Annotated in this window: 16 protein-coding genes; 9 read left to right on the forward strand and 7 right to left on the reverse strand. The window is 47.3% G+C overall.

Annotated features, from left to right (window positions below; genetic code table 11):
- From AOC06_RS03115 to AOC06_RS03145, 7 genes are read left to right on the forward strand one after another with little or no spacing between them, the layout of a single operon-like run.
- A complete protein-coding gene (locus AOC06_RS03115; RefSeq protein ID WP_215381155.1) occupies nt 1-702 on the forward strand; it encodes a hypothetical protein in 702 nt (233 codons plus the stop codon).
- Nucleotides 678-1,403: a hypothetical protein gene (locus AOC06_RS03120; RefSeq protein ID WP_215381156.1), complete on the forward strand. Its 726-nt coding sequence runs from the start codon at nt 678-680 to the stop codon at nt 1,401-1,403. The genes AOC06_RS03115 and AOC06_RS03120 overlap by 25 nt, the downstream gene beginning before the upstream one ends.
- A 20-nt stretch (nt 1,404-1,423) precedes the next feature.
- Nucleotides 1,424-2,077, forward strand: a complete 654-nt coding sequence (gene queE / locus AOC06_RS03125; protein WP_215381158.1) for a 7-carboxy-7-deazaguanine synthase — start codon at nt 1,424-1,426, stop codon at nt 2,075-2,077.
- A gap of 24 nt (nt 2,078-2,101) precedes the next feature.
- The gene (gene queD / locus AOC06_RS03130; RefSeq protein WP_215381161.1) at nt 2,102-2,560 is read left to right on the forward strand and encodes a 6-carboxytetrahydropterin synthase QueD; all 459 of its coding nucleotides are present in this window, start codon (nt 2,102-2,104) and stop codon (nt 2,558-2,560) included.
- Entirely contained in the window at nt 2,560-3,018 is a 459-nt protein-coding gene (tadA, locus tag AOC06_RS03135; protein ID WP_215381163.1) for a tRNA adenosine(34) deaminase TadA, read from the forward strand. The genes queD and tadA overlap by 1 nt, the downstream gene beginning before the upstream one ends.
- Nucleotides 3,015-3,956 carry an LD-carboxypeptidase gene (locus tag AOC06_RS03140; protein ID WP_215381165.1) on the forward strand — a complete coding sequence of 314 codons (942 nt, stop codon included), beginning with the start codon at nt 3,015-3,017 and terminating at the stop codon, nt 3,954-3,956. The genes tadA and AOC06_RS03140 overlap by 4 nt, the downstream gene beginning before the upstream one ends.
- 23 nt (nt 3,957-3,979) lie before the next feature.
- Nucleotides 3,980-4,600: an SOUL family heme-binding protein gene (locus tag AOC06_RS03145; protein WP_255880017.1), complete on the forward strand. Its 621-nt coding sequence runs from the start codon at nt 3,980-3,982 to the stop codon at nt 4,598-4,600.
- Nucleotides 4,601-4,627: 27 nt separating this feature from the next.
- On the opposite strand, the gene AOC06_RS03150 is transcribed toward AOC06_RS03145, so the two are convergent.
- From AOC06_RS03150 to AOC06_RS03170, 5 genes are read right to left on the reverse strand one after another with little or no spacing between them, the layout of a single operon-like run.
- Nucleotides 4,628-5,503: a 23S rRNA (adenine(2030)-N(6))-methyltransferase RlmJ gene (locus tag AOC06_RS03150; RefSeq protein ID WP_215381167.1), complete on the reverse strand. Its 876-nt coding sequence runs from the start codon at nt 5,501-5,503 to the stop codon at nt 4,628-4,630.
- Nucleotides 5,504-5,506: 3 nt separating this feature from the next.
- The gene (locus AOC06_RS03155; protein ID WP_215381168.1) at nt 5,507-6,289 is read right to left on the reverse strand and encodes a phosphatase PAP2 family protein; all 783 of its coding nucleotides are present in this window, start codon (nt 6,287-6,289) and stop codon (nt 5,507-5,509) included.
- Between the two features lie 4 nt (nt 6,290-6,293).
- The gene (locus tag AOC06_RS03160; RefSeq protein WP_215381170.1) at nt 6,294-7,553 is read right to left on the reverse strand and encodes a glycosyltransferase family 9 protein; all 1,260 of its coding nucleotides are present in this window, start codon (nt 7,551-7,553) and stop codon (nt 6,294-6,296) included.
- Between the two features lie 9 nt (nt 7,554-7,562).
- Nucleotides 7,563-8,615, reverse strand: a complete 1,053-nt coding sequence (locus AOC06_RS03165; protein ID WP_215381172.1) for a lysylphosphatidylglycerol synthase transmembrane domain-containing protein — start codon at nt 8,613-8,615, stop codon at nt 7,563-7,565.
- Nucleotides 8,616-8,663: 48 nt separating this feature from the next.
- A complete protein-coding gene (locus AOC06_RS03170) occupies nt 8,664-10,187 on the reverse strand; it encodes a glycosyltransferase family 39 protein (protein ID WP_215381175.1) in 1,524 nt (507 codons plus the stop codon).
- A gap of 70 nt (nt 10,188-10,257) precedes the next feature.
- On the opposite strand from AOC06_RS03170, the gene AOC06_RS03175 reads away from it, so the two are divergent.
- Both AOC06_RS03175 and apbC read left to right on the forward strand, forming a co-directional pair.
- Nucleotides 10,258-11,037: a DUF3047 domain-containing protein gene (locus AOC06_RS03175; protein WP_215381177.1), complete on the forward strand. Its 780-nt coding sequence runs from the start codon at nt 10,258-10,260 to the stop codon at nt 11,035-11,037.
- Between the two features lie 68 nt (nt 11,038-11,105).
- Nucleotides 11,106-12,194 carry an iron-sulfur cluster carrier protein ApbC gene (gene apbC, locus AOC06_RS03180; protein ID WP_215381179.1) on the forward strand — a complete coding sequence of 363 codons (1,089 nt, stop codon included), beginning with the start codon at nt 11,106-11,108 and terminating at the stop codon, nt 12,192-12,194.
- Between the two features lie 10 nt (nt 12,195-12,204).
- Here apbC and AOC06_RS03185 read toward each other — a convergent pair whose 3' ends face one another.
- Nucleotides 12,205-12,915 carry an ATP-binding cassette domain-containing protein gene (locus AOC06_RS03185; RefSeq protein ID WP_215381181.1) on the reverse strand — a complete coding sequence of 237 codons (711 nt, stop codon included), beginning with the start codon at nt 12,913-12,915 and terminating at the stop codon, nt 12,205-12,207.
- Complete coding sequence (locus AOC06_RS03190) at nt 12,908-13,603, reverse strand: ABC transporter permease (protein WP_215381183.1); 696 nt, start codon at nt 13,601-13,603, stop codon at nt 12,908-12,910. Before AOC06_RS03190 ends, AOC06_RS03185 begins: the two co-directional genes overlap by 8 nt.
- Between the last annotated feature and the right edge of the window lie 40 nt (nt 13,604-13,643).

Raw genomic sequence — 13,643 nt, forward strand, 5'->3', positions numbered from 1 at the left:
ATGAATCTATTAAAGCGCATCTCTATCATCACTTTGGTTTTAGCTATTACTGCTTGTGGAGCTCCACTAGGTTACGAGATAGGCAGTTCAATATCTGCTCCAAACCCTTTACCAGCTGTGCGTGCACCTCAAGTTGGACAAGAGTGGGTTTACTCTAAAAAGAATGTTTTTAATGGCAAAGAGTTAGGCATTATTACTGAGCGGGTCTCTAGTGTTGGCGATCAAATCACGATCTCTAGAACAACTGCTGACGGTGGTCAATTGCCATCCGAGATTCAAGGCCCATGGGGAATGATTTCAACAGATCCTCATTGGTCCAGAGTCATTAGCTATAGCCCAGCCATTCCTTTATGGCCACAAAATCTTTCAGGCAATTGGAGTAAGCAAGTTAATACTAATTATCAAATTGCAGGTTACTCTGGCAACTTCTATAACTGGACTTTGTACATGAGCTCTAGTGGTTGGGAGCAGATTACCGTTCCAGCTGGTACATTCACTGCACTACGTTTCCAGAACCTCATTAATTTTGAAAATGCTGACCCGAATAAAGTCGATTGCATTCGTAAAGAAACTATTTGGTTTGCCCCACAAATCGGTCGCTGGGTAGCCCGCGAGTCTACAGGTTCTTGCAGAATTCAAGGGCAGATTAACAATGAGTCACTTGAGGACACTACCCAGTGGCAGCTCCAGAGTTACAAGTAAATCTGGGGCGTAGGGCATTGCTGCTCACTGCAGCAAGCCTTCCTGTGGCTTGTATTTCTTCGCTGCCTTTTCCGCAAGGGGTGACTGAGCCTCAGCCCTTTAACGTTCAGATGAGGCCTCCGCAGGTCGGTCAACAATGGGTTTATAACGTTAGGAATGTGTTTAACAGCTTACCTGTCGATACCATCACTGAAACTGTAGTTTCGGTTGGCAATCAGATTCGCATATCCCGAGTTGGGAACAAACTGGGCACCTTGCAAGATGAAATTCAGAGTCCTTGGGGATTTGTTTTGCAGGATCCTCATTGGAATCCACCCCAACAATTGCAGAGGGCAATCCCACTTTGGCCAGAGGAATTGAGGGCGGGATGGTCTGGCTCCTATCAAACACGCTATGAGGTGCTTGGCTATCCTGATAGCTCATATTACTGGGGCTTAAATATCGATGCTCAGACTTGGGAAAGTGTGCAAGCACCTGCTGGCGATTTTCTGACTCTGAAATACCATAGTAGCGCGCCTGCATTCCAAAGTAATGATTTTTCTCGTTTAGCTAACTGGCGGGATGAAGATGTGTGGTTGTCCCCCAAAATTGGACGCTGGGTCATCAGAAGAAGTTCGGGCCGTTATATCTTGGCTGGTATGAATATCGCAGGCGCTCTCTGGGAAGATTATCTCGAGAGCGAGCTTGTTTCTTGGAAATAAGCTCTTTTTAATAAAACAATATGTATACCGTTAAAGAACTTTTCCCAACCCTACAAGGTGAGGGCGCGCATACAGGCCGGGCTGCGATCTTTTGTCGCTTTACTGGATGTAATTTATGGAGTGGGCGCGAAGAAGATCGTGCCACATCCCAATGTCAATTTTGCGATACTGATTTTGTGGGTTTTGATGGTGATGGTGGCGGAAAGTTTGAGACTTCCGAGAGTCTTGCCCATGCAATTGAGCTCGCATGGCTCTCAACCAATGCTGGACCTCAGCAACGTTATGTTGTCTTTACCGGTGGCGAGCCTTTACTTCAGTTGGACAGAGATCTAATTGATGTGCTTCACCACAAAGGTTTTGAGGTGGCGATTGAGACGAACGGAACACTTAAAGTTCCTGCAGGTGTTGATTGGGTTTGTGTCAGCCCCAAAGCCGGAACCGATTTAGTGGTGTTGCAAGCAGATGAGATTAAGCTGGTCATTCCTCAGTTTGGGCATGAAAACTTAGAAAATCTACTCGCCCGCTTTGAGAAGATGGATTACCGCAACCGCTATCTGCAGCCGATGGATGGTCCTCAATTAAGAGAAAATACCCAATTGGCGATTCAGCTGTGTCAAAAACGCCCTTTATGGCGCCTGAGTGTGCAAACTCATAAGATAATTGGCATTCGGTAATTATTTCAAGAAAAGTATCTCCCCATGAAGCCAGCGCCTATTTCCATTACCCGTCGTCTAGAGTTTGATGCAGGTCATCGTATCCCGAATCATGACGGCCAGTGCAAACATCTTCATGGGCATCGCTATGCAATTGAGATTACATTGTCTGGTGAGATTGCTAATCATCCAGGTCAAGCTGATGACGGCATGGTCTTAGACTTCTCTGATATCAAGCGTTTGAGCAATCAGCATGTGGTTGAGCCATGGGATCATGCATTCTTAGTGGCCAAAGAAGATACAGGCCTAGTAGATTTTCTGAACACTCTACCTAATCACAAAACAGTGGTGATGGACCATGTCCCGACAGTTGAAAACTTAGCGCAAGCGGCTTTCAATATCATGTCGCCTTTATTTGATCAAGCCTTTGCTGGGCGCTTGCATCTGACGGCAATTCGGCTTTATGAGACCCCTAATTGTTGGGCAGACGTCCATCGCCCTTAATGATGTCCACCGAGCTTGATCACCAGTTCATGATGCAAGCTTTAGAGCAGGCTAAGTTGGCTGCTCAGGCTGGAGAAGTTCCGGTGGGGGCCGTCTTAGTCCATGATGGGGTGGTTATCTCTAAGGCATTTAATCGCCCAATCGGAACTCATGATCCTAGCGCCCATGCTGAAATACTGGCCCTCAGATCTGCCGCTGGAGCGCTGAAAAACTACCGTTTGCCTGGTAGCACTCTGTACGTAACCCTAGAGCCCTGTGCGATGTGTGCTGGAGCAATGCTCCATGCTAGAGTAGATAGAGTCGTTTATGGCGCGCGCGACCCAAAAACGGGCGCTGCTGGGAGTGTGGTGGATATTTTCTCAATCAATCAATTGAATCATCAAACCACCGTTGACGGCGGCATATTAGAGTCAGAGTGTGGGCAGGTGCTGAGGGATTTCTTTAGGGAGCGGCGTTGAAAAAAATTCATGTAATTGCTCCTTCTGGCGCAAATCCTGATCAAAAAAGTCCCCTTGGAGCTATTGAGTGGTTCAAGCGACAAGGTTTTGAGGTTCAGAATACCGATTGCATTGAGCGTAGGCATCAACGTTTTTCTGGAGTGGATGCAGAACGTTTAGCTGAAATCAATCAGATTAGTAAACTTTCAGGCGATCACTTAGTGCTAGCGATGCGCGGTGGATATGGTTTGCATCGTTTACTACCCGATATTGAATGGCAGCAAATTGCAAACGCCATTCAAAATGGACTTCAGGTATGTGGTCATAGCGACTTTACTGTCTTCCAGTTGGGTTTACTGGCAAAAACTGGCGCAGTCTCTTTGGCTGGCCCAATGCTGAACTATGATTTCGGCTCCAAAGAAGACCAGTTAGATGCTAATCCTGATGGCTTTATGTGGCAGCACTTTCAGGTGGCCATTCATGAGCGTGAATTGGATTGCACGGTAGAGGCGCAGCAAGCTTATCTTGGTAGATCTACCGCAGGAGAGCTGACTGGAACCCTCTGGGGTGGCAATTTAACGATTTTGTGTAGCCTGGTGGGAACTCCGTATTTCCCAGCGCAAAAGCAAATACAGAGTGGCATTCTGTTTCTGGAGGATGTGAATGAACATCCTTATCGAATCGAGCGCAATCTGATGCAATTGCTCGACGCGGGTATTTTGAGCTCGCAAAGCGCGATCTTAATGGGTGGATTTTCTGCGTATCGCCTTTTTGACCATGATCAGGGTTATGATCTCAATACGGTCTACGAACATCTGCGCAAGCGTCTGCCAGAAAATATTCCGCTCTTAACGGATTTACCGTTTGGACATCAAGCAAACAAAATTACTTTACCCGTTGGAGCCAGCGGTAAATTAAGTTACAAGCCCTCTGGCTTTATCTTGCGGTCCAAATGGTAAACGAGTCCAAAATGAGTCAAACCATGAAATTACTCCAAACCTGTTTAGTCGGCATGATTTTCTTCTCAGGAGTTGCTATGGCAATTGAAGAACCAAAATATACCGTGCTTGAGCAGTCAGGCTCTTTTGAGCTTCGAGCCTATGAGCCGAAGATCATCGCTGAAGTCAAAGTGAAGGGCGATATGAGTGAGGCTTCTAGCGCCGGTTTTAGGCTCATTGCAGCTTATATCTTTGGTAAGAATCAGTCCAAAGAAAAGATTGAGATGACCGCTCCGGTAACAGTGCTACCCCAAGCCGAATCCCCCACAATGAGTTCACCCGTTTTAATTAATGAGGGCACCAATGAATGGTTGGTAAGCTTTGTGATGCCAAGTTCTTTTGAACTCAATACTTTGCCAACTCCTGTTGATGAGCAGGTGCATCTCAAAAAGATCCCTGCAGAGAACAAGGCAGTGATCACTTTTTCCGGCTTTAATACTTATAGCAAGGTGGAGACCAAGACCAGTGAGCTCAAAGAATGGATGGCAAGCAAGCATCTGACACCCATAGGGCCAGCGCAATTTGCGCGTTACAACCCACCATGGACTCTGCCTTTCTTGCGCCGTAGTGAGATCATGTTTGACTATCGACCAGAGTCGAAGTGAATCTAGACTGATTTAAATGGCAGCGCTTTAGGCTTCAACGCTTTTTAAGACAAACTCAGCCCCTGAGTGATGACCCAAGACTTTAACAAGAGCGGGTAGCGCCTCCTTGAGCTTGCCTTCAAGGGTCCAGGGCGGGTTCAGAACAAACATCCCGCTGGCTTGCAGACGTCTCTCGCCCGGCGAGCTCTCGACTCTAAGCTCGGCTTGCAGCCAAGATCGTTTGTGGGCAGCAGCGATTTTCTGCAATCTATCCGGTAGCGCCGCTGATTCTCTTCTCGATAATATGGGATACCAAATGGCATAGCAGCCCGTAGCAAAGCGGCTTAGGGCTTCCTCAAGAGTAGATTCAAGATAGCGATAGTCTTGCTTATCTTCATAAGAGGGATCAATCAAGACCAGCCCACGCCGACTAGGAGGAGGCACCAAGCCTTTTAAGCGACTAAAACTATCTGCATGGTAAAGATCAATCTGCTTGTTTTGCGGCAGCTGTTGAACATTGTGTCGGAGCAAGTCAATCTCTTTAGGGTGAAGTTCAAACAGCTTTAAGCGATCTTGTGGCCGCAACATTTTTGCGATGATAAAAGGAGATCCAGGATAAAAAGCAAGCTCTTCGCTGGGATTTTCGGCAGTAATCGCTGCCATATATTCGCTAATACTGTCAGTGATTTCTGTCTGTTGATTATTGTGTAAATAGCGACTTAAGCGAAAGATGCCGCCCTCAGCCTCTTTGCTCACGGCAGCAAAGCCATCACTCAGGCTATAGATACCTGCCCCAGCATGAGTATCAATGATCGTTAAGGCGCCTTCTTTTTCTTGAAGATAGCGAATGAGCTGAATGAGCACAATGTGCTTCAGAATATCTGCATGACTCCCGGCATGAAAGGCGTGTCGATAGCTAAACATGGATTAGTGGCTGGATTTAGTATGCTGAGTTTGCACAAAGAGTGCTAGCGTGAGGGTAATCAGTAGGGCAGAGGCATATTGCAAAGGTTGATTTAAATCGGAATCCATCGTTTGTGTAAGCAATGGGTAGATCGTCAATAAACCGCAAAGTGCAACAAAGCGAGGCCACCACTTATCCAGAGCCAATTGATCATCAGGGATAAAGCTAGCCAGTAATGAACCCAGCATTCCGCACCATAGACCAATGGCTGCTGCTACAAATTCATCGCTTAACCAGTGGGCACCCACAGCGCTTCGCGATAAGCCAACCAGTCCGGCTAAAACAAATAAGCTAAGCAAGGACTTCTGCTTGTTCATACCCACTGCAAAATAAAGCCCGCTTGCTACAGCAAAAGCAGTTAAGGTATGACCTGAGGGCATGGAGTTGTAGAGCAATGCCTCGCCAATTTGATGAAAGTCTCCGCTAGTTAGAATGCTTGCGGGCCTAGGCAAATTCATGAGCGGTTTCAGAATCGCAATGACTATGCCGCCCAGTAGCGCAGAAAAGATTCCAGCACTGAGTAATCGCGGGGCCAACAAGAGCAAAGGAAAGGCAAGCGCAAATGTGCCCCAACCATTACCTAAAAAAGTGAGGCCAGTCCAAATACGGTCTGGAACATTCTGAGCGAGTTGATTAATGAATAAAAAACTGCTACTTTGCATTCCACCAAAGTAAATGAATAAACCCAAAGCTAATGGCAGAATGGGTACGCAATATTGCAATAAAGAAGGGCGTTGATATCCCATGAAATTAAGCTTGTTTGGCGAGATCAGCGCCCTGCAGTTGCAGCTCAACCTTCTCCATCACATGAGCAACGCTAATAGATTGCATGCAGACGTTATTTTGACAAGGGGTCTTGCGATGGTTGGCTGCACTGACGCAGGGTGAGCAAGCTAAGTTGGCTGTAATGGAGATAGAGTTTCCTAAGGAGCCATACAGGGCAGGGGTTTCAGGGCCAAACAAGACAATCGTTCTCAATGGTGTCACTGCAGAAAAGTGGCCTGGACCAGAATCGTTCGTTACCATCACATCCGATAGCGTATAGAGAGCAGGTAGCTCTGAGAAGCTAACTTGCCCTGCAAAGTTCAATGCATGCGCAACATTGGCAACAGAACGTACAGTCTCGACATAGGCGATTTCAGCTGGCGAACCAGTAATCAGAATCAAATCATGAGGATAGTGTTGAGCGATACGCTGAATTAGTTCGGAGAAACGTGCCTGAGCCCAGCGACGCTGTGGCAGCAAATCGCTCGCATTAGGATTAATCAGAATCAGTCGTTGTTTACCATGAATAAAAGGAATGCCAGCAACGCGTGCGAGCTTCTCAATTCGTTCAATGACTTGATATTTAACTTCAGGATCAATGACGGCCTGAGCAAGCTGTACTTCAGAATCGGCAATATGAATTTTGCTAAAAGGAACTTCAATTTCTTTAGCAAAAGCCGCATGGATCAAAGACAGAAAATTCTTAGTAATATGAATGTGCGGGTTGTAATGTACTTTGCGAGTCAACATTGTGCCGCGCCATAGGCCTTCGCCATGGAAGATGTGATAGCCGACTCGGCGCCGTGCACCACACAGGCCTGTTAATAGAGCAGTAAAACGGGAGAACAGTTCGAGGTCAATAACGGTATCGATTTTATGGCAGCGGGCGAGCCATAAAAAACGAAGAGTGTCTTTAATCAACCCACCGAGACTAGAGGAATCGATTGTAAAAATATTCTCCGGCTTGACGGTATTGAGTAAAGATAGGCTGGCGCGATTACTCTTGAAGATCAAGAAAAATAATTCTGCTCCACGAGCTTGCGCATTACGCATCGCTGGATCAACCAAAATAGCACTACCCATTTCTGATAATTCAATAAAGAGTAATTTTTTTGGAGCCTCGAGTTGAGGCGCGAAGATGCTTTTAATGCGATCCACTAATGCGATGATGGGGCTGACTATGGCGCATAAAGGAACTCCAACCCAATGGTCGATGGCACGCATGGTATTAACGCTGATACTCATAATGGGGCTCTAGAGAGAAGACTTTCGTTTTAATAGAATAAATGCACCAGGCAGCACACATAAAACTGTAAGTGCGCCATAGCTAATCGAGGCGAGTACGGTGATAGATGGGTTGACCGCCCAAAGGGTCAGAACGGAAGAGAGGGTAGCTTCTCTTAGCCCCCAACCAGAAATGCTGATGGGTAGCATTAGCAATAAGCTTAGTGCTGGCAAGCCGATCATCAAGCCGGCTAGCGGTGCTGAAGCGCCGTATGCTTTAAGACAAAAACCGAGCGCCAAGATGGTAAAGAAATGAATGCTCATGGCGACAAGCGCTTGCACAACATTGATGGGCCAAGAAAAAGCAAAATGGATACTAGGAAGGGCATCACCCATATTGAATTTCACGAGAAACTTTTGCAAAAGACTGCGCGATGGCGCCCAGGCCAAAATAGAAGCAACCAATAAGCCCGAGACGAGCATGATGGCCATCAGGCCATAGCCCAAGGCGGTCCCCCAGCTGGCTAGGGTTGCGCCACCCATCATTAAACCTAGAGCGCCCAGTAGATTGTTGCCAGCAAGACCTAAGAGTCTATCGACAAAGACCATCGCAAAGCTCAAGCGCAATTTGGGTTTAGCGTGTTGTAGGTCCACTGCATGGTGCAGCTCTTCATCTAAGACTTTCTGCTCAGTAAAGTGCCCTTGAGCATCTAGATGACTTGCTGTAATGGCTCTGTAGCTATCCCCGCCTAAGGTGCTAGGCAAGCCTTGATTGATGAGCCCACCTGCAAAATAGAGTGCAACATAATCTTTGAGGCTGGCCCGAAAGCCAGAGCGTCTCATTAAAAGACCCCAACGTAAACCGCCGGAAATAAACGCCAATACGATAGCTACACCAGCCGCTACAAACCATAAAGGCTGCATTTGAATCTCGGAATGAATCAAGGCATCCCAGTTAATTCCGCTAGTGGCCTTCCAAAGCAAGGCGACCGAAAGCAAAATTCGGATCGTAGGCCAGGCTTTCTTCAGCAGGGATTTCCACCCAGCAGGAGGATTGGGGGTGGCCACAGATTGAGGATTCATAGGCCTAAGGATAATGCTTTAGACAGCTTAACCCTTGAATTTAAAGAATTACTGCTCCAAACCCGTTTTCTGCCAATGAGTACATAGGCTAAATTCAAAACTGGATAAATTTTGGCCAAAACGCTCAATGGCAATCTGATCTAAGGGTGTGCATTCCCCAAAGGCAAATTGTTCGCCTGCCGGACCGCTGATGGGTTTATCCCTGGTTGGCTGATGAAATGACATGCCAGTCCAGTTCACTAATAGAACCGAGCTTCCCAGTGGGAGTTGCCCAAACCAAAGATCAAACTGATCTTGACGTTGATCGAGGATGAATACAGGTAGGGGATAGGCATACCAAGCAATGCGGCTACCTAAGGTCCAATTCTGAACGGCAATGCCTTGAACTTGATTAGCTCGCGCCAGCTCTGTTGCTTTTTGACCGGCTAATTTCCAGCCATAAAGGTCGGCAATCGGATTGCTCTTAATAGCAGTTGTATTCATACCGCCCGAGAGGACATAAGCAAAGCCTAGTAGACATAGTGTGATCTGCAATATCCATAGCAGCTTAATCCAAAAACGGTGCCGCATGGACCAGGTTTTTGCTAAACCAATACCGGCAAAAGGCGCCAGACAAAACCATGCAGGACTCGTCCAATGCGGTAAGCCCCCGCCACCAGAGAGTGCAGCAAAAATCCCAAAAGGAATGACAAAGAAGCCCAAGAGCGCCAGTATTGAGCGGCGACCAGTATGTAAACAATCTTTACAAAATAAAAAAGCCCCGATGATGATGAGGGGACCAAAGCAGAGCACCTGCAGACCCAAGAATGCGGCAACCCGGCGCCATGCCCAGGAAGATCCACCACCATGAGCGATTTGGTATCTGAAAGAAATCCAGTCATGGGTCCCGTTCCAATAGATCACTGGGCTGATAAGGAGTAGAGCAAGGACTAAAGCGAACCAAAATCCGCGCTGACCAATCCAAACTTTTCTGGGGTGAACGAGAAAGACGATCAATAGGGCTAATGCAGTGAAGCAGGCCGTGTATTTGCTAAGGCCTGCTAATCCCAAAAGGATGCCCAACGCAATCCAATCTCCAGTGCTGAAAGTGCCCTTTCGAATCCAGCGTAATGCCATCAACATAATGCCAACACTCAACGGGATTAATAAAGTATCGGGCAGTAAGCCAATCGCTAAAACATGGGGCAGTGGCGCAGCGATGATGCAGAGCACAGCCATCAAGCCGCAGGAATTGGCAGAGGGTAATGCGCTAGTGAGATAGCCAGCATTGCGACCTTGGATGAGGCGATGGAGTGCTTTGCTTACCAAGAAAACACCGTAGCAAGATAGTACCCACAACAATTCTGGCACCAAGCGGATGACTCCTTCATTCGAGCTCAGGCTAATTAAGGGCCACTGAATCCAGCCAACCAAAGGAGGGTGATCAAAATAGCTCAGCGCTAGGTGTCGCGCATACAGGGCGTAATGCGCTTCATCTACTGAAAATTCAACCGCAAATCCCAAGCCAAAATGAATTAGCGCAGCAATAAAGACGCTGATGATGACCCAGACAGTAGGGGGGTATTGACGCATGAAGTTCGATCCAGATTTAGCTTCATCGATTTTAGACTCACTCAGTGCAATTTTTGGGACAATTCATCTGATGTTGATCACTGCTACCTTCCGGACTGCATTTGCAATTGCCGCAGTGCTATTGATTCTGGCTTGCTCAACCGTAAATCAGGATTCCTCGGGCTCGGCTCCAGCGGAGGCTTTGCCGGTTCATGAGAGCTTACCTAAATTTTCTAATCAAGGTGGTGGTGGGATTGCAGAATCTGGCTGGAGCTTTTACCGAATCGCACCGTTTAAAAAGAATACGGTTTATCGCTTAGAGAAATATCAAGGTAAAACCGTTTTGAGTGCGAGTGCAAAAACAGCTGCATCGGGTTTGGTAGTCAAGCTTGTTCCAAGGTCAGCTCAAAACTTATGGCTGCGTTGGGAGTGGAAAGCGACCGGGACTATTCCTACAGCTGATAATGCTGATCAACAGAGTGACGACGCCCCATTGCGCATCATGGTGGCCTTTGATGGCAATAAATCAAAACTCTCTTTAAAAGAAAAAATGAACTTTGAGCTAGCTAACTTAATTAGTGGTCAAGAAATGCCCTATGCCACTCTGATGTATATTTGGTCAGGCAAGACTCCGCTCGACACCATACTTGATAATTCCCGTACTTCACGGATCAAGATGATCGTGGTGGATTCTGGGCAGGAGCATATTGGGGAATGGCGCTTGCATGAACGCGATTTATCGGCTGATTACCAAAAGGCTTACGGAGAGGCCCCAGGCAAAATCATTGGCGTAGCTTTACTAACGGATACAGACAATACCCACTCTGAAACCCGCGCCTACTATGGCGACATTGAGTTAATACGCAAATAGTGCGCAAGGATTAAGATATCCCCAACAAACTAGTTTGCTCACTCGAGCAAGACCCTCAGGAGAGTATTTTGGCAGTTACAGTAGAAAACGTTCAGACAGTATTAAGCAGCATCATGAATCCGGATACTCAAAGCGATTTAATGGCTTGTGCCTCCATTAAAAACCTGAGTGTCAGCGATAACAACATCCATGTTGATGTAGTGCTGGGTTATCCCGCTAAAAGTCAGTTTCAAACGATCAAGGATTCGGTAGTTTCGCAATTAAAAAAGATTGCGGACGTAAAAAACATTGAGGTAAATGTCAGTAGCGATATCGTTGCCCACACGGTTCAGCGCGGCGTCAAATTATTACCTGGCGTGAAAAATATCATTGCAGTCGCTAGCGGTAAAGGCGGTGTTGGGAAATCCACAACTGCAGTCAATTTGGCCTTAGCCCTTTCTGCCGAGGGTGCCAGCGTTGGAATTTTGGATGCAGACATCTATGGCCCAAGTCTACCCATGATGCTCGGCATTAGCGGGCGACCAGAAAGCAAAGCAGAAAATACTATCGAGCCCATGGAAGGTCACGGCTTGCAAGCCAGTTCTATTGGTTTCTTAATTAATGAAGATAGTCCGATGGTATGGCGTGGCCCGATGGTCACTTCTGCCCTTGAACAATTACTGCGTCAAACCCGTTGGCGCGACCTAGACTATTTAATTGTGGACATGCCACCGGGTACGGGAGATATTCAGTTAACGCTCAGTCAAAAAGTTCCCGTTACAGGTGCTGTGATTGTGACGACCCCTCAGGATATTGCCCTATTGGATGCGCGCAAGGGGCTCAAAATGTTTGAGAAGGTCGGTGTGCCGATTATTGGCATTGTGGAAAACATGAGCACCTATATTTGCCCAAGCTGTGGACATGAAGAGCATGTCTTTGGTTCGGGTGGTGGACAAAAAATGTGCAGCGACTACGGCGTTGATTTTCTTGGATCCTTACCCTTGAACATCTCGATTCGTGAGCAATCGGATGCGGGTCGCCCAACCGTCGTTGCTGAGCCAGATGGCCCAATCAGTATGGTCTATCAGCAGATCGCCCGACAAATTGCGATTCGCATTGCAGGACTCGCTAAGGATATGAGCAGTAAGTTCCCGAATATCGTGATCCAGAATACTTAAGATGAATATCTCAAGTGCGCACTAGCTCTTGAGACAAGAATCGTTGGGCCGCTGGTGTTTTAGGATTCAGAAAAAACTCACTAGTCTTTGCTACCTCTTGAATTTGACCATCAGCAATAAAAATAACCTGTTCTGCCAGTCTTTTCACTTGGGCGAGTTGGTGGGAAGAAAAAATGACCTCAAGACCATCTTGCTGATATTGCCGCATCATCGTTTCCACTTGCTCAGTAGCATGAGGATCGAGATTGGCTGTAGGCTCATCTAGTAATATCAGACTGGGCGACTGTAAAAGTGCGCGAGCCAAACAGAGCCTCTGCCTTTCACCTGCAGATAATTTTTGGGCTGGCGTATCAGCCAAGTGCTTCAGTCCTGCACGCCCCAGAGCTTGTTCGATATCAGCATCCGAGATCTTGGAATCAGTATCTCGAACCAGGGCCAGATTGGTTCTCGCAGATGCCTTAATCATGGCGGTGTGATGCAAGACTAAAGCTTTGCTCAGAGCAGAGTCAGAAAAGCGCAGGCTCCCGCTATCAGGTGCGATCAAGCCATGCAGTAGTTTTAGCAGGGTGGTCTTGCCTGCGCCATTTGGACCAATCACGGCAGTCATCTGATCAAGATGAAGGATTGCATGTGGAATGTTGAGGATGACTTTATCTCGATCTTTGACCAGAATATGATCAAACTCAACCCACTGCTGCGTATGAGTAGATGGATTAAGCATAACGACGCTCTGCAATTTGGCGGACCATCAATGTGAGGAGGTTTGCCAATAAGACGACGCCCATCAGCACCATGCCCAGAGCAATAGCTAAAGGCAAATCTCCCTTACTGGTCTCTAGTGCAATAGCAGTTGTCATCGTGCGAGTAGCGTGATCGATGTTGCCGCCGACAATCATGACAGCGCCCACTTCTGAAATCGCTCTTGCTAAACCAGCCAAGATGACAATAGTGAGAGAGAAACGGCAGTCCCAGCAAAGCCATTTTAGAGTCGATTGATAAGGTAGTCTCAGCGCCATAAAAGAATCACGATGAGAGCGCCACGCATCTTCCAAAATTTGACGACTGAGAGCGGCAATCAGCGGGGTTGTGAGCAGAATCTGTGCCACGATCATGCCAGGCACAGTAAACAGCCACCCTAAAACACCTAGTGGGCCAGAGCGCGATAGCAGAAGGTAGACTAGGACACCTACGATGACAGTGGGTACCCCCATCAGGGTATTTAACAAGACCACGACGATTTTTTTACCCTTGAATTCTTCCACTGCAAGAATGGCTCCTAAGGGCAGACCAAGCAGCGCCCCCACCAAAAGGGCGATCAGACTCACTTGCAGGGAAACCCATACGATCCCCAGTAGGGCTTGATCCTGGTGGGCGAGAAGGGCGAAAGCCCCTTGAAATGCAGTGAACATGACTCGATTCTATCAAGGGGGTGGCAAAATGGCTTTAATG

Source organism: Polynucleobacter paludilacus (genome assembly GCF_018687595.1).
Lineage (GTDB): Bacteria > Pseudomonadota > Gammaproteobacteria > Burkholderiales > Burkholderiaceae > Polynucleobacter > Polynucleobacter paludilacus.

Excerpts from the sequence above, each read along its gene's own strand:
- AOC06_RS03115 (WP_215381155.1), top strand. The coding sequence starts at position 1 with ATGAATCTATTAAAGCGCATCTCTATCATCACTTTGGTTTTAGCTATT.
- queE (WP_215381158.1), top strand. The coding sequence starts at position 1,424 with ATGTATACCGTTAAAGAACTTTTCCCAACCCTACAAGGTGAGGGCGCG.
- queD (WP_215381161.1), top strand. The coding sequence starts at position 2,102 with ATGAAGCCAGCGCCTATTTCCATTACCCGTCGTCTAGAGTTTGATGCA.
- tadA (WP_215381163.1), top strand. The coding sequence starts at position 2,560 with ATGATGTCCACCGAGCTTGATCACCAGTTCATGATGCAAGCTTTAGAG.
- AOC06_RS03145 (WP_255880017.1), top strand. The coding sequence starts at position 3,980 with ATGAAATTACTCCAAACCTGTTTAGTCGGCATGATTTTCTTCTCAGGA.
- AOC06_RS03150 (WP_215381167.1), bottom strand. The coding sequence starts at position 5,503 with ATGTTTAGCTATCGACACGCCTTTCATGCCGGGAGTCATGCAGATATT.
- AOC06_RS03155 (WP_215381168.1), bottom strand. The coding sequence starts at position 6,289 with ATGGGATATCAACGCCCTTCTTTATTGCAATATTGCGTACCCATTCTG.
- AOC06_RS03160 (WP_215381170.1), bottom strand. The coding sequence starts at position 7,553 with ATGAGTATCAGCGTTAATACCATGCGTGCCATCGACCATTGGGTTGGA.
- AOC06_RS03165 (WP_215381172.1), bottom strand. The coding sequence starts at position 8,615 with ATGAATCCTCAATCTGTGGCCACCCCCAATCCTCCTGCTGGGTGGAAA.
- AOC06_RS03170 (WP_215381175.1), bottom strand. The coding sequence starts at position 10,187 with ATGCGTCAATACCCCCCTACTGTCTGGGTCATCATCAGCGTCTTTATT.
- AOC06_RS03175 (WP_215381177.1), top strand. The coding sequence starts at position 10,258 with ATGTTGATCACTGCTACCTTCCGGACTGCATTTGCAATTGCCGCAGTG.
- AOC06_RS03185 (WP_215381181.1), bottom strand. The coding sequence starts at position 12,915 with ATGCTTAATCCATCTACTCATACGCAGCAGTGGGTTGAGTTTGATCAT.
- AOC06_RS03190 (WP_215381183.1), bottom strand. The coding sequence starts at position 13,603 with ATGTTCACTGCATTTCAAGGGGCTTTCGCCCTTCTCGCCCACCAGGAT.